The organism is Streptomyces tamarix (assembly GCF_032423885.1).
Classification (GTDB): domain Bacteria; phylum Actinomycetota; class Actinomycetes; order Streptomycetales; family Streptomycetaceae; genus Streptomyces; species Streptomyces tamarix.
Map to the genome: position 1 here is coordinate 22,171 of NZ_JAWCTQ010000010.1, position 19,084 is coordinate 41,254.

The following is a 19,084-nucleotide window of genomic DNA, read 5'->3' on the forward strand; positions in this document are numbered from 1 at the left end:
GCGTTCACAGATCCTACAAAGGTGTGGCGCCACGTCCACCGGGTATCGCCGCTCGGCCCGGTCAGGACGGCGTCCCGCCGGCGGCGGCCGGTCCGACTGCGGGTCCTGGGGCCGGTTCAGCGGCGAATCCGGCGGCGAGTTCGGCGGCGACGGACTCCGCGATCTGGGCGGTGTTGAGCGCGGCGCCCTTGCGGAGGTTGTCGCCGCACGCGAAGAACTCCAGGGCCCGCTCGTCGTCGAGGTCGCGGCGGACCCGGCCGACCCACGTCGGGTCGGTGCCGACGACGTCGGCGGGGGTGGGGAAGTCGCCCGCGTCCGGATCGTCGTACAGGACGACGCCGGGCGAGGTGGCGAGGATCTCGTGGGCGCGCGCCACGGTCACGGGCCGCTCGAAGCGGGCGTGCACGGCGACGGAGTGGGTGGTCACGACGGGGACGCGCACGCAGGTCGCGGCGACCCGCAGCGCGGGCAGGCCGAGGATCTTGCGGGTCTCGGCGCGGACGCGCAGCTCCTCGGAGGACCAGCCGCCGTCCTGGGGGGTGCCGGACCAGGGCACGACGTTGAGGGCGAGGGGCGCGGCGAAGGGTCCCGTCCCGTCCTCGCCGAGCGCCCGGCGCACGTCCCCGGGGGCCGCGCCCAGCTCCGTACCGGCGACGGCCGCGAGCTGGCCGCGCAGCGCGGCGACCCCGGCCCGCCCCGCGCCGGACGCGGCCTGGTAGGCGGAGACGACCAGCCCCTCCAGGCCGAACTCGGCGTGGAGCGCCCCGACGGCGACGATCAGCGCGAGCGTGGTGCAGCCGGGGCCGGCGACGATGCCGCGCGGGCGGACCCGGGCGGCGTGCGGGTTGACCTCGGGGACGACGAGCGGCACGTCCGGGTCCGTACGGAACGCGGGCGAGGCGTCGACGACGACGGCGCCCTGCGCGGCGGCGATCGGCGCCCACCGGGCGGCGACCTCCTCCGGCACCAGGAACACCGCGACGTCGACGCCCCGGAGCGTGTCCTCGTCGAGGGCGAGGACCTCGGTCCACGCCCCGCGCACGGCCAGCTTGCGGCCGGCCGAGCGCGGGGAGGCGAGCAGGCGTATCTCGCCCCAGACGTCGGCGTGCTGCGACAGGATCTGGAGCATGACGGCGCCGGCGGCCCCGGTCGCGCCGACGACCGCGAGCGCCGGCTTCCGGCTCGTCACGGGATCAGGGCGTCCCGGCCGTCAGCGGCCCGTTCCGCCGTAGACGACCGCCTCGGCGGAGTCGCTGTCCAGGCCGAAGGCGGTGTGGACGGCGCGGACGGCCTCGTTGACGTCGTCGGCGCGGGTGACGACCGAGATGCGGATCTCGGAGGTGGAGATCAGCTCGATGTTCACCCCGGCGTTGGACAGCGCCTCGAAGAACGACGCGGTGACACCGGGGTTGGTCTTCATGCCCGCGCCGACGAGGGAGATCTTGCCGATCTGGTCGTCGTAGCGGAGGGACTCGAAGCCGATGGACCCCTTCTGCTTCTCCAGGGCGTCGATGGCCTTGCGGCCCTCGGTCTTGGGCAGCGTGAAGGAGATGTCCGTCAGGCCGGTGGCCGCGGCGGAGACGTTCTGCACGACCATGTCGATGTTGACCTCGGCGTCCGCGATGGTGCGGAAGATGGCGGCGGCCTCGCCCGGCTTGTCGGGCACGCCGACGACGGTGATCTTCGCCTCGGAGGTGTCGTGGGCGACACCGGAGATGATGGCCTGCTCCACCTTGCGGTCCCCTCGCGGTTCGTTGCTGACCCACGTGCCCTGGAGCCCCGAGAAGGAGGAGCGGACGTGGATCGGGATGTTGTATCGGCGTGCGTACTCGACGCAGCGGTGCAGGAGCACCTTGGAGCCGGAGCTGGCGAGCTCCAGCATGTCCTCGAAGGAGATCCAGTCGATCTTCCGGGCCTTCTTCACGACCCGCGGGTCGGCGGTGAAGACGCCGTCGACGTCCGTGTAGATCTCGCAGACCTCGGCGTCCAGCGCCGCGGCGAGGGCCACGGCGGTCGTGTCGGAGCCGCCCCGGCCGAGGGTGGTGATGTCCTTCTTGTCCTGGGACACGCCCTGGAAGCCGGCGACGATGGCGATGTTGCCCTCGTCCAGCGCGGTGCGGATGCGGCCCGGCGTGACATCGATGATGCGCGCTTTGTTGTGGACCGAGTCGGTGATGACGCCTGCCTGGCTGCCCGTGAACGACTGGGCCTCGTGGCCCAGGTTTTTGATCGCCATGGCCAGCAGGGCCATGGAGATTCGCTCTCCGGCGGTCAGCAGCATGTCGAACTCACGCCCGGCAGGCATCGGGGATACCTGCTCGGCGAGATCGATCAGCTCGTCCGTCGTGTCGCCCATCGCGGAAACGACGACGACCACCTGGTGGCCGTTCTTCTTCGCTTCGACGATTCGCTTGGCGACGCGCTTGATGCCCTCAGCATCGGCAACGGAGGAGCCTCCGTACTTCTGCACGACAAGGCCCACGTGCGCTCCTCGCTCGGTCCGTTTGCGGTCGGCTCAGTCTAACGAGCGACCGGGAAACGCCCCTGAGATGTCACATCCTGAGATGTCCCGCTCATTACGTGATCAGCCCGGGGGCGCCACCCGGTCACGCGGGGACCCTGCCCACCGCCACCGCGCCCACGCCGAATGTGTCCCGTCTCACATGGTGGAACCGGGGCGGGCGCGGGACGGCCGGAGCCGGGTCACTTGCGGGAGCGGAGGCCCAGCGGGGCGGCGATCTCCTGGAGCATCACGCGACCCGCCTCCTCCGCCAGGGCCTCGTCCGCCACGTCCTCGTCCGTGTCCAGCCCGTCCAGCGCCTCCAGCGGCTGGTCCAGCCGGACGTGGGAGACCAGGGACTGGAGCGCCCGCAGGGTCGCGGAGGCCGTGGGCCCCCAGTTGGAGAAGTACGAGAACTGCCACCACCACAGCGCCTCGGTCGTCCGTCCCGCCCGGTAGTGGGCCAGTCCGTGCCGCAGGTCCATGACGATGTCGGCCAGGCTGTCGGAGATCCGGCACGGCACCGGCGCCCTGCGCGGCTCGTACGGGTCGAAGACCTCCGAGAAGACGTCCACCGGGTCCAGCAGCGCGGCGAACCGTTCCCGCAGGTCGTCGACGTCCATGTCGGGACCCGTGTCCGGTTCGTACCGCTCCTCGGGGACGAAGTCCTCGTGCGCCCCCAGCCTGCCGCCGGCCAGCAGGAGCTGGGAGACCTCCAGCAGCAGGAAGGGGACCGCGCTGTCGGGCTCGTCCCCCTTGGCCACCTCCGTGGTGGCCACGATGAAGGACTCGATGGAGTCGGCGATCTGGACCGCGAAGCTGTCGGGGTCCAGCGCATGGGCGTGGAGCGTGGCGTCAGACATCGAGGAGTCGTCTCCCTTCGAACGCGCGACCGAGCGTGACCTCGTCGGCGTATTCCAGGTCTCCGCCAACGGGCAGCCCGCTGGCGAGGCGCGTGACCTTCAGGCCCATGGGCTTGACCATCCGCGCCAGGTACGTCGCGGTGGCCTCCCCCTCCAGGTTGGGGTCGGTCGCCAGGATCAGCTCGGTGACCGTGCCGTCCGCGAGGCGGGCCAGCAGTTCCCTGATCCGCAGGTCGTCGGGGCCCACGCCCTCGATCGGGCTGATCGCGCCGCCGAGCACGTGGTACCGCCCCCGGAACTCGCGCGTCCGCTCGATGGCGACGACGTCCTTGGGCTCCTCGACCACGCAGACGACCGCGTCGTCCCGGCGCGGGTCGCGGCAGATGCCGCACCGCTCCTCTTGGGCGACGTTCCCGCAGACCGCGCAGAACCGGACCTTCTCCTTCACCTCCAGCAGCGCGTGCGCCAGCCGACGGACGTCCGTCGGCTCCGCCTGGAGGACGTGGAAGGCGATCCGCTGCGCGCTCTTGGGACCGACGCCGGGCAGCCTGCCCAATTCGTCGATGAGGTCCTGGACCACGCCTTCGTACAACGGAACGCCTCTCCGGGAGTGCAGTCTTGGTGGTTACGGTAATTGCTGCGGGGTGCGCCGCAGAAGACTCGGCGTGAACCCGCCGCGTCAGCCGGGTGAGCGGCCGGCGCCCGCCGGGTCGGCCCGCCGGGTCAGAACGGGAGGCCCGGCATGCCGCCCAGCCCCTGGGTGAGCGGGCCGAGCTTCTGCTGCTGGAGCTGCTGCGCGTTCTCGTTCGCCGCCTGCACGGCCGCGACGACCAGGTCCGCGAGCGTCTCCGTGTCCTCCGGGTCGACCGCCTTCGGGTCGATGACCAGGCTCCGCAGCTCGCCCGAGCCGGTGACCGTGGCCTTCACCAGGCCGCCGCCCGCCTGGCCGTCGACCTCCGTGCGGGCCAGCTCCTCCTGCGCCCGGGCGAGGTCCTGCTGCATCTTCTGGGCCTGCTGGAGGAGCTGCTGCATGTTGGGCTGGCCACCACCGGGGATCACGGTCACTCCTGCGCGTCGACGATTCTTCGGTCACCGCCGAGCCTACGTGGTCCCCGCGCGACGCGCCCCACGCACACCTATCCGCTCTTTCGGGTGAACGATGGGCGCGCCGCCTACCTGATCACGGCCCTCTTCCGTGCGGAAAAGGCGTGATTCCGTCGCCGGGGGCCGCCATTCGGAGGTAGGAAGGGCTCCGCACGACCCGCACCCGACGATCCGCACCCACGGCCCGCGCCCGCCGACCGGCCGGCCGGCCCCACACCACCTCACACCACCTCACACACCCCACGTCACCGTACGTCACGCAGAGTAACGCAGAGCGCAGAGGAGTGCCCCGGTGAGCCAGCCGGAGATGCAGCCCGGGGGGCCCGCCCGGGGGGAGGACCTGACGGGACGGACGTTCCCGCTCGGCGACTGGGGCGAGCCGGCCGAGCGGTTGCACGAGCTGTACCGGTGGGTCGAGGCGAACGCCCTGCGGACCGCCGACTGGTACCTCGTCGACCGGGTGTGGAAGCGCCTCGGCGCCCGCGTCCTGCGGACCGGTACGGCGCTGGGCGGCGTCCTGGGCGCCGCGCTGCCGCTGCTGGACCTGACGGGCGCCCTGGACGGCGCGGCCGGCTGGGGCTACCTGTCGCTGCTGCTCGGCGCGGCGTGCCTGGCGTGCGACCGGTACTTCGGGGTGACGTCCGGCTGGATGCGGGACGTGGCGACGGCGCAGGCGGTGCAGCGGCGTCTCCTGGCCCTGCAGTTCGACTGGGCGTCGGAGAGCGTCCGGGAGGTGCTGGGCCCCGCGGAGGGCACGGCCGCCGAGGCGGCGGAGCGCTGCCTGGGGGTGCTGCGGCGGTTCTCGGAGGACGTGTCGGAGCTGGTGCGGGCGGAGACGGTGGACTGGATGGTGGAGTTCCGGGCGGGCCCGGCGCCGCTGGTCACGCAGTCCCTGAGCCCCGCGCCCGCGCGCCCCGGGGCGACGGCCGGGACGGGCGGCCGCTTCCCGCTGCCCCCGGCGACCCGTCCGAACATGCCCCGCCAGCGTCCCCCGGAGCCCCGCTGAGCGGCCCCGGGCCCCGCCGGGCGGCGGGCCCCCCTCAACTGAAGATGATCATTGAGCCCTGGCCCAGGCTCCGGGTGGCCGCCGCGTGCAGGCCCAGCCAGACGTGCCGCTCGCGGGCGAAGGGGTTGTCGTCGTACGGGACGGGTGCCGCCGGCTCCTCCAGCGACGTCGGGTGGCTGGGCGGCTCGGGCGCGGCCGGCGGGTTGGCCGGGTCGATGCCGATGGCCGGGGCGACGTACTCCAGTTCCCGCAGCAGCCCCTGGGCGGAGCCGAGCGGGCCGCCCCCGGCGAGCAGCTCCTCGGTGGAGAGCGGCGCGGGGAAGTCCACCGGCACGTAGGCGCCGGCGTGGTCGTAGTGCCAGACGAGGTGGGAGCGCTGGGCGGTCGGCTCGAACATCTCCAGCAACTGCTCGTAGTCGCCGCCGAGTTCGTCGACGGGGGTCACGGCGAGGCCGCAGACCTGGAGCAGGTACGCGCGGCGCAGGAAGTGCAGGGCGTCGTAGTCGAACCCGGCGACCGGCGCCACGTCGCCCGACAGGCCGGGCATGTACGCGAAGACGGGCACGGTCGGCAGGCCCGACTCGGTCAACGCCCGGTCGTACGCGGCGATCTCCTCGGCGAAGGGGTTGTCGGGGCTGTGGCACAGCACGTCGACCAGGGGGACCAGCCACAGGTCACAGGCCAAGGTGGACTCGCTCTCGGATCGGGGGCGTCTGCCGCGGTGTCGGCACAGGGTAGTCCCGCACCGGGGCGCCGGGTCACAGTGATACCCGGCGGTGCGACCGCCGAAGCGCCGCCCTCACGCGGGGGGCCCCGGGGCCGTCCGGGGCGCGGGGAGGCGTTCCAGGTGGTCGGCCCAGTTCAGGGAGTGGGTGCGGTACGCGCGCAGGACGGCGACGACCTGCCGCGCCGAGCCCGCCGCGACGGCCTCCACCAGTTCCTCGTGCCCGTTCCACAGCCAGTCCCGCACCCGCCGGTCGCCCCGCAGGTAGGGCACGGCGAACACCCACGCCTGGATGCGCAGCCGGTGCAGGAAGTCGGCGATGTAGTGGTTGGCGACGAGCCCGCCCAGCTCCCGCCAGAACCGCACGTCGTAGCCGATCAGGATGTCGAGGTCGCCGGCGCGCGCGGCCCGCGCGGCCGCCTCGGCCCGCCGCCGCACGGAGGTGAGCGCCTCGCCCGGCACGCAGGCGCGCCCCGCCCCGCGGCCCGTGTGGTGGCGCAGGATGCCGTCGACGATCAGGGAGCGGGCCTCGATCATGCCCCGGTAGTCGTCGACGGTGAACTGGTGGACGCGGAAGCCCTTGTGCTGGTCGGAGTCGAGCAGTCCCTGCGCCGTCAGGTCGACCAGCGCCTCCCGCACGGGGGTCGCGGACACGCCGTACTGCTCCGCGATCTGCTTGACCGTGAACTCCCGGCCCGGCTGGAGACGTCCCGCGAGCACCTCGTCACGCAGCGCGTCCGCGATCTGCTGGCGCAGAGTACTGCGGGTCACAGGTCCGCTCACGGGCATGGGCAGGTCCCCTCCGTCCGGTTTCGGACACCTTAAGCCAGTCGGAGGGGGTCACCCGTAGGGGTCGAGCGGGCGGCGGGTCGCACGGGCGGGTCACCCGGCGGGCCCGCGCCGGTCACGCCGGGTCACACCGTGTGCTCGTCCGCCACGGAGAGCGCCGCGTCGAGTGCCGCGAGGCCCTCCTTCGCCTCCGCGTCGGTGAGGTTGCACGCCGGGACGACGTGGGTGCGGTTCATGTTGACGAAGGGCCACAGCCCGCGCTCCCGGCAGGCGGCGGTGAAGGCCGCCATCGGGGCGTTGGCCCCGCCCGTCGCCCCGTACGGCACGAGCGGTTCGCGCGTCTCCCGGTTCCGTACGAGCTCCAGCGCCCAGAAGGCGCCCAGGCCCCGCACCTCGCCCACCGACGGGTGTCGTTCGGCGAGCTCGCGCAGGCCCGGCCCGAGGATCTCGGCGCCCAGCCGGTCGGCCGCCTCCACGACGTGCTCCTCCGCCATGACCCGGATGGTCGCGACGGCGGCGGCGCAGGCCAGCGGGTGGCCGGAGTAGGTGAGGCCGCCCGGGTAGGGGCGCCGGTCGAAGGTCGCGGCGATCTCGGCGGAGATCGCGACGCCGCCCAGCGGGACGTACCCGGAGTTGACGCCCTTGGCGAAGGTGAGCAGGTCGGGCACCACGTCGTGGTGTTCGGCGGCGAACCAACGGCCCGTCCGCCCGAAGCCCGCCATGACCTCGTCCAGGACGAGGACGATGCCGTACCGGTCGCACAGTTCGCGTACGCCCCGCAGGTAGCCGGGGGGCGGCGGCATGATCCCGGCGGTGCCGGGGACGGTCTCCAGGACGATCGCCGCGACCGTGTCGGGGCCCTCGAAGACGAGGGTGTCCTCCAGGTGGGTGAGGGCCCGCTCGCACTCCTGCGCCTCGTTCTCGGAGTGGAAGGGCGAGCGGTAGGGGAACGGCCCCCAGAAGTGGACCACCCCGGCGGCGCCCGTGTCGGAGGGCCAGCGGCGCGGGTCGCCGGTCAGGTGGATCGCCGTCGAGGTGGCGCCGTGGTACGAGCGGTAGGCGCTGAGCACCTTGTGGCGGCCGGTGTGCAGCCGGGCCATGCGGACGGCGTTCTCGACGGCCTCGGCGCCGCCGTTGGTGAAGAAGACCTTGTCGAGGTCGCCGGGGGTGCGTTCCGCGATGAGCCGCGCCGCCTCCCCCCGTACGTCGACGGCGAAGCCGGGCGCGAAGGTGGCGAGCCGGGCCGCCTGCTCCTGGATCGCGGCGACGACCTTCGGGTGCTGGTAGCCGATGTTGGTGAAGACGAGGCCGCTGGTGAAGTCGAGGTAGCGGTTGCCGTCGTGGTCCCAGAAGTACGCGCCCTCGGCGCCGGCGACGGCCGGCGGGTCGATGAGCGCCTGGGCGGACCAGGAGTGGAAGACGTGCGCGCGGTCGGCGGCCTTGACGGCGGCGCCGACCCGCGGGTCGGGTGCCGGGTGGGGCGTCTGAGCGGTCATGGGGTGAGGGTAAAAGCGCTCGCGGCGCCGGGACATGGCCAGGTTGTATGGCGGTGGGCGCCCGGCTCGGCAAGGTGTCCGGTCGCCCGCCCCGGATCGGCGGCGCGCCGCCCTTCCGGCAGGGAGCCGCCGGGAAGACGGCGGCGTGACACGACGGGCACCGGCGCAGCGTCCAGGAGGCCGCCATGACCAGCACCACCGCACCCCGCAAGACCGTTCACCTCGCCGTCTACGACACGTTCGCCGACTGGGAGACCGGCCACGCGACGGCCTGGTTGGCCCGCGGCGGGTACGAGGTCCGCACGGTCGGCCCGACGACCGGCCCCGCCACCACGATCGGCGGCCTGCGGATCACCCCCGACCTGGCCCTGGCCGACCTGCGCCCCGAGGACAGCGCACTGCTGATCCTGACCGGCGCCGACCTGTGGGACGAGACCGACGACCTGGCGCCGTTCGCGGCGGAGGCCCGCGCGTTCCTCGACGCGGGCGTGCCGGTCGCGGCGATCTGCGGCGCGACCGCCGGGCTGGCCCGCGCGGGGCTGCTCGACGACCGCCCCCACACCAGCTCCGCCCCCGCCTACCTGGCGGGGACCGGGTACGCGGGCGGCGGGCGTTACGTCGAGGCGGACGCGGTGACGGCCGGGGACCTGATCACCGCCGGATCGACGGAGCCGGTGGCGTTCGCGCGCGAGGTGCTGGGCCGGTTGGGCGTGTTCGAGGGCGAGCGCCTCGACGCCTGGTACCGGCTGTTCCACCACTCGGACCCGGCCGCGTACGAGTTGCTGAACGCCGAGGAGCCGGCGGACGCGTGAGCGGGCGCGCCGACCGCGCCGGGTACCGCCCCGAGCGGGAGCCGCCGCCCCGGGCCGCCGGGGGCTTCCGCCTGGACGGCCGGTGGGGCCGGCGGCCACCTGGTGGGGCCGGGTGGGACCCGGTGGGACCGGGTGCGGTCTGCCGGGGTCGGGTGCGGCTCGGTAGGACCGGGTGCGGTCCGGTGGGGCCCGGTGGGGCCGGGTGCGGCTCGGCGGGGCGCCGGGTGCGGCCCGGCGCTTCGGACCGCCTGGGCGTGTTCTGCCTGGACGGCCGGTTCCCCGCCGCCTGCGAGGAGCCGGGCCGCCCGGCCGGGTCGGCGGCCGTCCGGTGGCGGGGCCGGGCGCGGTCCCTCGCGGGCCGGAGCGTTCGTCACGTGCCCCGGGCGCGGTCACCGGGCGGGAACGCCCCGTCAGGTAGGGTGCCCGGGACGTCACCAGGACGCACGAGGACCGAGGAGGTGGGACCCATCAACGCCAGGCAAGGCTGGGTGCTCCCCTCCGAGGGCGGTACGGCGATCACGCCGCGGCCGTGACGAAACCGCCGGGAGCACACCGCGTACGCGGCCCCCGAAAGGCTTCCCCGTGTCCACGACCCCCGCATCGTCCACACCTCCCGCATCGTCCGCATCCTCCGTACCGGGCACCCCGAACGTCCCGGCCGCCCCGAACGCCCTGACCACCCCGCCGTCCGCCGCCCCTCCGGCGCCCGGCGGCACCACTCCCCCGCTCACCCCGTCCGGTGTCGTCGGCGCCCTCCGCGCCGCCGGGTGCGTCTTCGCCGAGGACGAGGCGGAACTGCTGCTCGCCGCCGCCCGCACCCCCGCCGAGCTGGCCGCCATGGTGGCGCGCCGCGCCGCCGGGCACCCGCTCGAACACGTCGTCGGCTGGGCGGAGTTCGGCGGCCTGCGGGTCACCGTCGACGACGGCGTGTTCGTCCCGCGCCGCCGCACCGAGTTCCTCGTCGAGCGGGCCGCCACGCTCGCCCCGCGCGGCACCCGGCCGGTCGTCGTCGACCTGTGCTGCGGTACGGGCGCGCTGGGCGCGGCCCTCGTCACCGCCCTGGGCGGCGCCGCCGACCTGCACGCCGCCGACATCGACCCGGCGGCCGTGCGCTGCGCCCGCCGCAACGTCACGCCCCTCGGCGGCCACGTCCACCACGGCGACCTGTACGACGCCCTGCCGCCAAGCCTGCGGGGCCGCGTCGACGTGCTGCTGGCCAACGTCCCGTACGTCCCGACCGGCGAGGTCGCCCTCCTCCCCCAGGAGGCCCGCCTCCACGAGGCCCGCGTCGCCCTCGACGGCGGCGCGGACGGGCTGGACGTACTGCGCCGGGTCGCGGCGGAGGCGGCGCGCTGGCTGGCCCCGGAGGGCGTCCTGCTGTTCGAGACGAGCGAGCGCCAGTCCGCCGAGGCGGTCCGCGTCCTCGCCTCCCGCGGCCTGACCCCGCGCGTGGAGACCGACGACGAGCGGTACGCGACGGTCGTGACGGGCACGGCCCCTTCGGCACACCCCGGCTGAGCCCGTCCGCCGCCCCGTCAAACTCCGAAGGTCCCCTGGTCGCGGAGGCCCTCGTCCGCCTTCCGCCCGGCGGCCGGACACCACCGGACGGGAAACACCACCGACCGATCGACCGCCCCGCCCAACCGCTCCGGGACGCCCAGCCGGTGCGCCGCCTTCACCCGGGCCGCCTTGGCGAAGAGCTGACCGGCCGGGAGGAGTGGGGCGTCAGCTTGCCGCGCGCCGTCACCGAGCCGGTTGTCGACGACTGATGAAACACCGCCGCGGGCCTTACTCTCGAAGCATGAGCACCGTCGGGGACCGGCTCCGCGAAGTGCGGAAGCGCCGGGGTCTGTCACAGCGAGAGCTGGCTACGAGTAGTGGGGTTTCCCTGTCCCTTGTGCGAAAGCTGGAACAAGGCACGGTGGACAACACCCGATTGGAAACGGTCCACAAACTGGCCCGGGTGCTTCGGGTGCCCACCAGCAAGCTGATGGATCGCTCGGCGGCGGAACCAAGCGACACGGCGGCTGGAGACGGCTGGGCTGCTGTACGCCAGGCCCTGGTCGGTCGGCCGGATGATCTGGATGAGCCACCCACGGTAGACGGCGTGGCCCAGGTGCTCGACTCTGCGCTGCCATTGTTCAGAGCGGAACGATTCACGGAGCTGGGTACCGTCCTTCCACGCCTGCTGCGGGACACGGAGACCTTGGCGGACTTGGAGGAGAGTGGCCGGACCCTGCGCGTCCAGCTTCTCCAACTCACCGGATGGCTGCTCACCCAAACTCGCCATCTGGACGCGGCGGAAATGGCGCTCGATATGGCCCTGGACGCGTCAGCCGACCGCCTTCAAGGCGGCGCGACGGCTAACGCACAATGTTGGGTGTTGCTCCTGCGCGGTCAGCTAGCGGAGGCCAGGGAACTGGCGATCCGCTGGGCGGACGACGTGGAGCCGAAGATGTCCCGCGCGACGGCGGACGAGCTGTGCGTGTGGGGGATGCTTCTTCTGCGGGTGTCGGCGGCGGCCGTGCGAGACAACCGGGCGGGAGAAGCCAAGGATTCCTTGCGGCTAGCTCACGGGGCGGCCGTAGTCCTAGGACGAGAGCGCCGACCTCGGGAAGATCTACTCCGAACGTTCGGACCCACCACCGTGGCTTTGAAGCGCACGGAAAATGCGATGATCTCCGACCGCCCGGACGTGGTGCTGAAACTGGCCGACAAGATCCCCATGGTGGGCATCCCACCCACCCCTTCCAACCACAATCGCCACCGCTTGGACGTGGCCAAGGCATACGCCCAAACTCGGCAGTACGCGGAGGCAGTGAGGGAGTTGACGAGCATTTGGCACACCTCACCGGAGTGGTTACCGCACCAACGGTACGCTCGTGAAATCCTCTCGATCGTCATAGAACATCGACGCACCCTGACACCGGAGATGCGGGTCCTGGCCGACGTATTGCGGCTACCCCTGTAACTCACTGTTGTCACTTCTATCTAACGCCCTCTCAAAGTGACATTGAGAGGGCGTCTTCCTGTCCTTAGCGTGGTTCTCATCACACCGAGCCGCAAGGGACAGGTAAGACCCGATGACGAACGGAACAGCTGAAACTGTGATCCCGGTGCGTGTGCCGGACGCCGGGGGAGCCGGCGCCCGGCGTGCCCACCAGGACACCACGGAGGCGTACACGGAGTTGATGGCGGCCCTGCGGGGCGTGGGTGTGCACATGTCCGCGCTCTGCCCGGCGGAGCCGCCGCCTGCCGGGAAGCACGCGAGGCACCTGGGGTCCGTGTCCATCCCGGCGGCCCGCGAGCTGACCCGGACCCTGAAGGCGGTCCGCCCGTGACGGCCACCGTGACGTTCCAGGTGGGGGACTTGGTCAAGGACCTCACGCGTAACACGTTCGGCAGGGTCCGGCGCCAGGAGCTGGGCGTTCTGATCCTTCAGAACCGGGTCGGGTACATCTGGCGGGCCATGCCCGGACGCTGCAAGCTGGTCAAGCCGGCCGAGCTGGATTCGGACCCGTTGCGGTACCCACCGAACACCGTGCCCCTCACCATCACGCCCCTGGACGTGCGGCGGGGCGACTGGGTGAGAGTGGAGGACGGGAACGTCTACCAGGTCAAGGACATGCGCGCCCACGGTGCCGGTGGCCGGGTGCTGCACCTGGCCGGCCGGCCCCGACCCTGGGTCATGACGCCCGGCTCTCGGCAGGTGTACCGACCGACGTGATCGGAAACTGCTGGTACGGGTTCACCCTCCCCGAGGGAACCACGACGGAGATCACCGAACGGTGGCGCGAACCACCGGGAGTGGGACCGGTCTACTGCCTGGAACCGGGCGGACACGACGCACCGCACCGGGCCTGCGTGATCAGCCTGACCGTGGGAGCGGTGTGGGTGGAGTGGGCGAAATGGAGCAACCCGGAACCACGGGTCCTCCTGCTGGCCGACTGCCCGGCGACGAGCCCCGACCGTATGGACGCATGCTCCATGTACGACGACCACGAAGGACCACACACCTGGGAGAGAACTTGAACGGTCTCTCTTGTGGACCCTGCTCTCGCTGGGAGACGCATCACCTCCCCCCTCCAGGCCCCCAGTGGGGGTGACTTCCACGGAACTTCCCTGCGTGCCTCGACCGACGCGGTACCGGGCGGCGGCGATCAGCCAGGGCAGGCCGGCGGTCGGGCGCGCGGGTGCGGTGGGCGTGATCGTGGAGACTCCGGGGCACGAACACCTCGTCCACCCGGAACCCCGGGACGGGATCCCTCTGTTCGGCGACCCGGCGAAGGCGCGCACGTACGCGCAGCGGTGTGCGAGGATCCGAGGACAGTCCCTTTCCCTTCCTGAATCGCTGTGTCCCATCGAGCAGTCGGCAGGAGAACAGCCATGAGCGACACCCCCCAGTGGTTCAAGTCCAGCCACGGCATCCCCCACGGCGGCGAGTGCGTCGAGGCCGCCGTCTGCTCCCGCACCGGTCACGTCCGGGGCCCCAAGAACCCCGGCGGCGGCTCCTTCGCCGTCGCACCCTCGTCCTGGACGGCGTCCCTCGCGGACGCCACGGCCCCGTGAGAACGGTGATCGCCGGGCGGCTCGTCGAACTTCCCGGCACCATCGCGGCGATCCGGGCGGCCCTGGACGAGGACCGGGCGCGGGCCTTCGACGCGGAGATCCCGCACGTCCCGGTGGCGGAGCTGCCCATCGCGCTCGCCCGCTGGGCGCTGTCCACGACGGACGCGGACCGGGAGGACGCCGAGTTGTTCGACCGTCTGGCACGCGGCGAGGGCGTACGGGAGTGAGCTGCTACCGCCTCCAGTACGCGCCGCCGGCGGACCTCGCCCTCGACTCCATGGGCGCCTCCCTCCGCACCCGGTTCGACGCGGGGATGCGTGCCCAACTGGCTCCGAACCCCTACGGGTACGGCTCGGTGCCGATCGGCACGGACGAGGACCGGCGGGAGGCGACGGTGTCGGGCGTGGTGATCCGGTACTACGTGAGCCGTGGCGTCGCGACCGTCACGGTCGTCCGCGTCGTCTTCCTCTGAGAGACCGTCGACGCGATCCGCCGCGCCGTGGACACCGGATGCGAACGGCGGGCACCGCCTCACAGCGCCGACCGCCACGAAAGCGGCAAGCACAGCCGCTGTACGCGCACGGACGATCGGGATCATTGCGGAAACGGCAACGAGGTTTGCCCTCGGGGGCCGGGCGGGGCGACGGTGCCGATATGGACACCAACGGGCTGAAGAACATCGAAGATCGCATCTGGGACGTCGTCGTGGTCGGCGGTGGCGCCGCCGGACTCTCCGCCGCGCTGCTGCTGACCCGCGTACGGCGCTCTGTCCTGGTCATCGACGCGGGCGAACCCCGCAACGCCCCGGCCGTCCGGGTCGGCGCCCACAACATCCTCGGCCGGGAGGGCATCTCCCCCTTGGAACTCCTGCGCGTGGGCCGCGAAGAGGTCGCCTCCTACGGCGGAGAATTCGTCACCGGACGGGTCGAGCGGGTCGCGCGCGACGACAGCGGGTTCGTCCTCACCACCCGGGACGGGCAGCGCGCCCGTGCGCGGCGCGTCCTGGTGGCCACCGGCCTGGTCGACGAACTGCCCGCCATCCCCGGCCTGGCCGAGCGGTGGGGACACGATGTGATCCACTGCGTGTACTGCCACGGCTGGGAGGCCCGCGACACCAAGGTCGGCGTCCTCGGCAACTTCCACCAGGCCCTGCTGTTCCGGCAGATGACCGACCGGGTCGCCCTGTTCGCGCACCACGCGCGGACGGAACTCACCGAGGAGCAGTGGGACCAGCTCGCCGCCCTCGGCATCGAAGTGGTCCACGGCGATGTCGTGGCCCTGGAATCCGACCCCGAGCAGGACAAGCTGACCGGCGCCCGCCTCGCCTCCGGCACCGTCGTCCCCCTCGACACCCTCGTCGTCGCCCCCGCCTTCACCGCCCGCGGCGGCTTCCTCGAAGACCTGGGCCTGCCCCTCGGCCCCCACCCCGCCGTCCCCGGCGTCCAGGTCGCCGTCGACCCCTCCGGCTTCACCGGCGTACCCGGCGTGTGGGCCGCCGGGAACGTCAGCGACGTCCTCGCCGCCGTCCCCCAGTCCGCCGGCGCCGGCACCACCGCGGGCGGCGCCATCAACATGGACCTCATCCTCGAAGACGCCCGGCGAGCCACCGAGGCACGCGCGCGGCGCCGGCCCGGGCGTGCGACGGCGTGAGGGAAGCGGAAGCGCCACGACACGCCCTGGGGATCCGCGCCCATGGCTCCGGAGGGCCGCGCACGGCCGGCGGCCCCACCCCGCCGGTGGGGCCCGGTGAAGACGGCTCGCTACGGGAAGTCCCCGGCGATCCGCCACCGCCCGGCCCGCTCACGGGCGGACCGCCGGTACGGGCGGCGGCCCCAGGACCACGGAGAACACAACGGGGGTGGGGAACCGGGGCCCCGGGGCCCGGGTGTCGCGGCGCCCTTCCCCTGCACCCGGTTCAGGCCGCGGGCCGCTTCAGCACCTCCACCAGGACGGACGTGCTGTCCGCCGCGTGACCGGCCTCCGCGGCGCGGCGGAAGATCCGGGCGACGGCCTCCGGGACCGTCGTGTCGAGGCCCGCGTCCGCCGCCGTGTGGAGGACGTGCTCGGTGCTCGCGACGGCCATGGAGAGCCGGTCGACGTCCCCGCCGTGGTCGCCCGCGTCGACGCGGGGCGTGTAGAACTCCACGAACTGCCCCAGGTTCAGGGCGTCGACGGCGAGCGGCCGGATGTCGGCGGCCGTCAGGCCGTGGGCGCCGGCCAGCGCCAGGGCCTGCCAGTAGCCGGACAGGGCGGTCCAGAACATGACCATGTTGAGCTGGTACAGGAGCGCCGCCAGCCCCGGGTCCTCGCCCCGGTGGTCGGCGCCCGACAGCACCTCCAGCGTGGCGCGGTGGGCGTCGAAGACGTCGCGCGGGCCGCTGTAGAGGGTGGTGGAGGCGGGGTCGCCGATGCCCGAGGGCGGGGTCAGGACGCCGCCGGTGAGCTGCGTGGCACCCCGCTTCGCGGCCCAGGTGGCCGCCTCACGGGCCTTGTCGGGGGTGTCGGAGGTGAGGTTCACCAGGACGCGGCCCTTCAGGGCGGCCGGGTCGACGTCGCCCAGCAGGGCGTACATCGCGTCGTAGTCGGTGAGGCTCAGCACGACCAACTCGGAGGCGGCCAGCGCCTCTTCGGCGTTGGCGGCGAGGTGGGCGCCGCGCTCGACGAGGTCGGCGGCGCGGGAGGGGGTGCGGTTCCAGACCGTGACGGCGTGGCCGCGGTCGAGGAAGACACCGGCCATGGTGCGGCCCATGGGGCCGAGACCGATGACGGTGACGGGGGCGGGGGCGTTGACGGACGTGCTGCTCATGGGATCCACCTTTCGGGACACCTCTAGAACGAACGCTCTATCCAGGCGAGGACACGACCGTAGCACACCCCTAGAACGAACGCTCTACTCATTTTCTCGGTACGATCGCCCCATGCAGACAGCCACCGCGACCGCCTCCTCCGCCGGGACCCGCGACCGGATCGTCACCACCGCCGCGCGCCTCATCCAGCGCCAGGGGTACGTCGGGACGGGCATCAAGCAGATCGCCAAGGAGGCGCAGGCCACCCTCGGCTCCGTCTACCACTTCTTCCCGGGCGGCAAGGAAGCCGTGGCGGTCGCCGCGATCGGGCACAGCGGCGCGGAGTTCGCGGCGTTCCTGCGGGAGGCGCTGGACAGCGCGGAGGACCCGGCCGAGGCCGTGGAGAACTGCGCCGTCCGGCTCGCCGTGGAGCTGCGCGCGTCGGGGTGGATCGACGGGTGCCCCGTGACGGCGGCCGCCCTGGAGACGCTCGGCGGCGAGACGGGGATCCAGCAGGCGTGCGCGGAGGCGCTGCGCGACTGGGAGCGGCTCGTCTCCGAGAAGCTGCTGGGCGCCGGCTTCGCCGCCGCCGACGCCCGCGAACTGGCGACCACCGTCATCGGCGCCCTGGAGGGCGCGGAGGTCACCGCCCAGGTCAACCACAGCGAGGAGCCCCTGCGGATGGCGGGCCGCCAACTGGCCCGCCTGATCCGTTCGTACGCCTAGGCCGCCCCTCCTGGGCCCCTCGCGGACCGGCGAGTCGGCGGACCGGCAGGCCAGCGGATCGGCAGATCGGCGGGTCGGCGGGTCAGCGGGTCAGCGGGTCAGCGGGGGCGACTGTGACGTGTGGCCGGTCCGCTCGCCGACCGCCTCGGACGCGTTGCCCGGAAGCACGCGGCCGGCGCACCCCGCACCCCCTCCACGCCCCGGTCGGACCGCGCCGGCCACCCCCGCCCCGAGGGGGGGCGGATCGCGTGTCCGGCCCACACAGGACACCTCGTCCCACCAGGCTTAGAGTGTCGGTAAGAGGCGTTCCGCCCCACTTCGTCACCGTCATCGCGGCCCACGGGGCGGGGTGCGGGACTTCACGCGGTCGGGCAGGCACGGCCAGCGGGGGATCAGCCTCGCCGTCCGGCCCTGAGTACAGGGATCCGATGCGCCATGGCTGACGTGAAGGTCGTGTGGACCGGACTTGAGTGCCGCATCAGACAAGAGGTGGAAGACGACATCTTCGGCAGCGTCCAGGTGATCGCCGGGTTGTCTCCGCAGCCGCCGCTGAAGTTCCCGGACGGCGGCACGCTGCGGTTCGGGCCTCCGGGACTGAGGATCTTCAGCGCCCAGCGCCTGCTGTACTCCGGACCGGCGCAGGACCTCAGCGTGTCGCTCGCGCTCGTGCAGCACGACTCCGGCGACATAGAGGAGGAGAAGCAGGCCGTCGCCCAGGCCCTCTCCGCCGCGGCGACCGCGGCCGTCGCCAAGCTGACCGGCGGGGCGGGCACGGTGCTCAAGCCCTTCATCGACCTCCTGTCCGAATCCCTGGTCAACGCCGTGAGCGATCTCCTCGGCCTCGCCGACGACCCGTTCAACCCGTCGGCCGTCTTCATCCCGAAGGACAAGCTGCTGGACGCGAACAGTCGCCGCCGCATCCTCCAGCGCCCCGACGATCCGCGCGTGGTGCAGTTCACCGACGAGCTCGTCTGCAGCGGTACGGACGGTGACGGAGACCTGGGGGTGTACGCGCTGTACCTGGACGTCCAGCCGTCGGGGGTCTCGGGCGGGGGCACGCCCCCCGTGGACGACGGCATCGGCACGCCCACCCTGAGCAGGGGTTCGCGGGGAGCCGCGGTGGAAAAGCTCCAGCGGCTGCTGAACGCCCACATGCCGGACCTCCACCCCCTGGAGGTCGACGGGGACTTCGGCTCCGTGACGGACGATCGCGTCCGCGAGTACCAGCGCCGGGTCGAGATCGAGGTCGACGGCGTCGCGGGTCCCCAGACCTGGGGCATGTTGCTGGGCGGTGAAACGGCGCAGGAGGACGCCGCCGGGACGCCGACGCTGAGCAACGGCTCGCGCGGCCCGGCGGTCCGCAAGCTCCAGCGGCTCCTGAACGCCCGTGTGCCGGACCTCGATGCCCTCGCGGTCGACGGGGTCTTCGGCTCCCTGACGGAGAGGCACGTCCGCAGGTTCCAGACCCGCCTCGCCATCACCGTCGACGGTGTCGTCGGCCCCCAGACGTGGGGGGCGCTCATGCTCTGACGCGCTGCCGCTCTGCCGCTCTGCCGCTCTGCCGCTCTGAGGCTCTGAGGCTCTGAGGCGAGACGCGCGGAGCCCGTCCGGCGGGCGGTGCCGTGCGCCGGCGAGCGCGCGGGGCCCCGCGAGGAGCCCCGGGCCGGCGCACCGGGCCGGCGCACCGGGGCGGGCCGGGGCCGATCGGA

The 19,084-nt window shown here is 73.0% G+C and carries 22 protein-coding genes; 13 read left to right on the forward strand and 9 right to left on the reverse strand.

All coding sequences use genetic code 11. From position 1 onward, the window contains the following. Nucleotides 1-61: 61 nt before the first annotated feature. From RND61_RS10505 to RND61_RS10525, 5 genes are all read right to left on the reverse strand, one after another. Nucleotides 62-1,189, reverse strand: coding sequence for an aspartate-semialdehyde dehydrogenase (locus RND61_RS10505; RefSeq protein WP_315877584.1), 1,128 nt, complete (start codon nt 1,187-1,189; stop codon nt 62-64). A 21-nt stretch (nt 1,190-1,210) separates the two neighbouring features. Further along, on the reverse strand, nt 1,211-2,482 hold the full coding sequence (locus RND61_RS10510) for an aspartate kinase (protein WP_315877585.1): 1,272 nt from the start codon (nt 2,480-2,482) through the stop codon (nt 1,211-1,213). A gap of 221 nt (nt 2,483-2,703) precedes the next feature. Then, complete coding sequence (locus RND61_RS10515; RefSeq protein ID WP_315877586.1) at nt 2,704-3,363, reverse strand: DUF5063 domain-containing protein; 660 nt, start codon at nt 3,361-3,363, stop codon at nt 2,704-2,706. Further along, nucleotides 3,356-3,955 carry a recombination mediator RecR gene (gene recR / locus RND61_RS10520; protein ID WP_010470411.1) on the reverse strand — a complete coding sequence of 200 codons (600 nt, stop codon included), beginning with the start codon at nt 3,953-3,955 and terminating at the stop codon, nt 3,356-3,358. Before recR ends, RND61_RS10515 begins: the two co-directional genes overlap by 8 nt. A 131-nt stretch (nt 3,956-4,086) precedes the next feature. Beyond that, a complete protein-coding gene (locus tag RND61_RS10525) occupies nt 4,087-4,422 on the reverse strand; it encodes a YbaB/EbfC family nucleoid-associated protein (RefSeq protein WP_315877587.1) in 336 nt (111 codons plus the stop codon). A 337-nt stretch (nt 4,423-4,759) separates the two neighbouring features. Between RND61_RS10525 and RND61_RS10530 the strand changes: the two genes are divergently transcribed. Continuing rightward, complete coding sequence (locus tag RND61_RS10530; RefSeq protein WP_315877588.1) at nt 4,760-5,473, forward strand: SLATT domain-containing protein; 714 nt, start codon at nt 4,760-4,762, stop codon at nt 5,471-5,473. 34 nt (nt 5,474-5,507) lie between these two features. On the opposite strand, the gene RND61_RS10535 is transcribed toward RND61_RS10530, so the two are convergent. The 3 genes from RND61_RS10535 to RND61_RS10545 form a co-directional block, all read right to left on the reverse strand. Next, the gene (locus RND61_RS10535; protein WP_315877589.1) at nt 5,508-6,158 is read right to left on the reverse strand and encodes a hypothetical protein; all 651 of its coding nucleotides are present in this window, start codon (nt 6,156-6,158) and stop codon (nt 5,508-5,510) included. Between the two features lie 114 nt (nt 6,159-6,272). Beyond that, complete coding sequence (locus tag RND61_RS10540; RefSeq protein WP_315877590.1) at nt 6,273-6,986, reverse strand: GntR family transcriptional regulator; 714 nt, start codon at nt 6,984-6,986, stop codon at nt 6,273-6,275. A 125-nt stretch (nt 6,987-7,111) separates the two neighbouring features. After that, complete coding sequence (locus RND61_RS10545) at nt 7,112-8,482, reverse strand: aspartate aminotransferase family protein (RefSeq protein ID WP_315877591.1); 1,371 nt, start codon at nt 8,480-8,482, stop codon at nt 7,112-7,114. Between the two features lie 185 nt (nt 8,483-8,667). Here RND61_RS10545 and RND61_RS10550 point away from each other — a divergent pair, with 185 nt between their 5' ends. From RND61_RS10550 to RND61_RS10595, 10 genes are all read left to right on the forward strand, one after another. Continuing rightward, on the forward strand, nt 8,668-9,294 hold the full coding sequence (locus RND61_RS10550; RefSeq protein WP_315877592.1) for a DJ-1/PfpI family protein: 627 nt from the start codon (nt 8,668-8,670) through the stop codon (nt 9,292-9,294). A gap of 672 nt (nt 9,295-9,966) precedes the next feature. After that, the gene (locus RND61_RS10555) at nt 9,967-10,812 is read left to right on the forward strand and encodes a putative protein N(5)-glutamine methyltransferase (protein ID WP_315877727.1); all 846 of its coding nucleotides are present in this window, start codon (nt 9,967-9,969) and stop codon (nt 10,810-10,812) included. A gap of 283 nt (nt 10,813-11,095) precedes the next feature. Continuing rightward, on the forward strand, nt 11,096-12,265 hold the full coding sequence (locus RND61_RS10560; RefSeq protein WP_315877593.1) for a helix-turn-helix domain-containing protein: 1,170 nt from the start codon (nt 11,096-11,098) through the stop codon (nt 12,263-12,265). Between the two features lie 112 nt (nt 12,266-12,377). Further along, a complete protein-coding gene (locus RND61_RS10565) occupies nt 12,378-12,635 on the forward strand; it encodes a hypothetical protein (protein WP_315877594.1) in 258 nt (85 codons plus the stop codon). Continuing rightward, entirely contained in the window at nt 12,632-13,021 is a 390-nt protein-coding gene (locus RND61_RS10570; protein WP_315877595.1) for a hypothetical protein, read from the forward strand. The genes RND61_RS10565 and RND61_RS10570 overlap by 4 nt, the downstream gene beginning before the upstream one ends. Next, nucleotides 13,018-13,326, forward strand: coding sequence for a hypothetical protein (locus RND61_RS10575; protein WP_315877596.1), 309 nt, complete (start codon nt 13,018-13,020; stop codon nt 13,324-13,326). Before RND61_RS10570 ends, RND61_RS10575 begins: the two co-directional genes overlap by 4 nt. A gap of 354 nt (nt 13,327-13,680) precedes the next feature. Then, nucleotides 13,681-13,863 (forward strand): DUF397 domain-containing protein, encoded by a 183-nt coding sequence (locus RND61_RS10580; protein ID WP_315877597.1) that lies wholly within the window; start codon nt 13,681-13,683, stop codon nt 13,861-13,863. Next, nucleotides 13,860-14,090 carry a hypothetical protein gene (locus RND61_RS10585; RefSeq protein WP_250335498.1) on the forward strand — a complete coding sequence of 77 codons (231 nt, stop codon included), beginning with the start codon at nt 13,860-13,862 and terminating at the stop codon, nt 14,088-14,090. The genes RND61_RS10580 and RND61_RS10585 overlap by 4 nt, the downstream gene beginning before the upstream one ends. Then, entirely contained in the window at nt 14,087-14,335 is a 249-nt protein-coding gene (locus RND61_RS10590; protein WP_391653224.1) for a hypothetical protein, read from the forward strand. Before RND61_RS10585 ends, RND61_RS10590 begins: the two co-directional genes overlap by 4 nt. Nucleotides 14,336-14,517: 182 nt before the next feature. Beyond that, a complete protein-coding gene (locus tag RND61_RS10595) occupies nt 14,518-15,513 on the forward strand; it encodes an NAD(P)/FAD-dependent oxidoreductase (RefSeq protein WP_315877598.1) in 996 nt (331 codons plus the stop codon). A 265-nt stretch (nt 15,514-15,778) separates the two neighbouring features. Here RND61_RS10595 and RND61_RS10600 read toward each other — a convergent pair whose 3' ends face one another. Beyond that, a complete protein-coding gene (locus RND61_RS10600) occupies nt 15,779-16,669 on the reverse strand; it encodes an NAD(P)-dependent oxidoreductase (protein WP_315877599.1) in 891 nt (296 codons plus the stop codon). Nucleotides 16,670-16,781: 112 nt separating this feature from the next. Between RND61_RS10600 and RND61_RS10605 the strand changes: the two genes are divergently transcribed. Both RND61_RS10605 and RND61_RS10610 read left to right on the forward strand, forming a co-directional pair. After that, nucleotides 16,782-17,375 carry a TetR/AcrR family transcriptional regulator gene (locus RND61_RS10605; protein WP_315877600.1) on the forward strand — a complete coding sequence of 198 codons (594 nt, stop codon included), beginning with the start codon at nt 16,782-16,784 and terminating at the stop codon, nt 17,373-17,375. Between the two features lie 435 nt (nt 17,376-17,810). Continuing rightward, complete coding sequence (locus RND61_RS10610; RefSeq protein ID WP_315877601.1) at nt 17,811-18,905, forward strand: peptidoglycan-binding domain-containing protein; 1,095 nt, start codon at nt 17,811-17,813, stop codon at nt 18,903-18,905. Nucleotides 18,906-19,084 lie beyond the last annotated feature (179 nt).

Coding starts and splice junctions, on each gene's coding strand:
- RND61_RS10515 (WP_315877586.1), bottom strand. CDS start 3,363: ATGTCTGACGCCACGCTCCACGCCCATGCGCTGGACCCCGACAGCTTC.
- RND61_RS10540 (WP_315877590.1), bottom strand. CDS start 6,986: ATGCCCGTGAGCGGACCTGTGACCCGCAGTACTCTGCGCCAGCAGATC.
- RND61_RS10545 (WP_315877591.1), bottom strand. CDS start 8,482: ATGACCGCTCAGACGCCCCACCCGGCACCCGACCCGCGGGTCGGCGCC.
- RND61_RS10550 (WP_315877592.1), top strand. CDS start 8,668: ATGACCAGCACCACCGCACCCCGCAAGACCGTTCACCTCGCCGTCTAC.
- RND61_RS10560 (WP_315877593.1), top strand. CDS start 11,096: ATGAGCACCGTCGGGGACCGGCTCCGCGAAGTGCGGAAGCGCCGGGGT.
- RND61_RS10565 (WP_315877594.1), top strand. CDS start 12,378: ATGACGAACGGAACAGCTGAAACTGTGATCCCGGTGCGTGTGCCGGAC.
- RND61_RS10580 (WP_315877597.1), top strand. CDS start 13,681: ATGAGCGACACCCCCCAGTGGTTCAAGTCCAGCCACGGCATCCCCCAC.
- RND61_RS10595 (WP_315877598.1), top strand. CDS start 14,518: ATGGACACCAACGGGCTGAAGAACATCGAAGATCGCATCTGGGACGTC.
- RND61_RS10600 (WP_315877599.1), bottom strand. CDS start 16,669: ATGAGCAGCACGTCCGTCAACGCCCCCGCCCCCGTCACCGTCATCGGT.
- RND61_RS10605 (WP_315877600.1), top strand. CDS start 16,782: ATGCAGACAGCCACCGCGACCGCCTCCTCCGCCGGGACCCGCGACCGG.
- RND61_RS10610 (WP_315877601.1), top strand. CDS start 17,811: ATGGCTGACGTGAAGGTCGTGTGGACCGGACTTGAGTGCCGCATCAGA.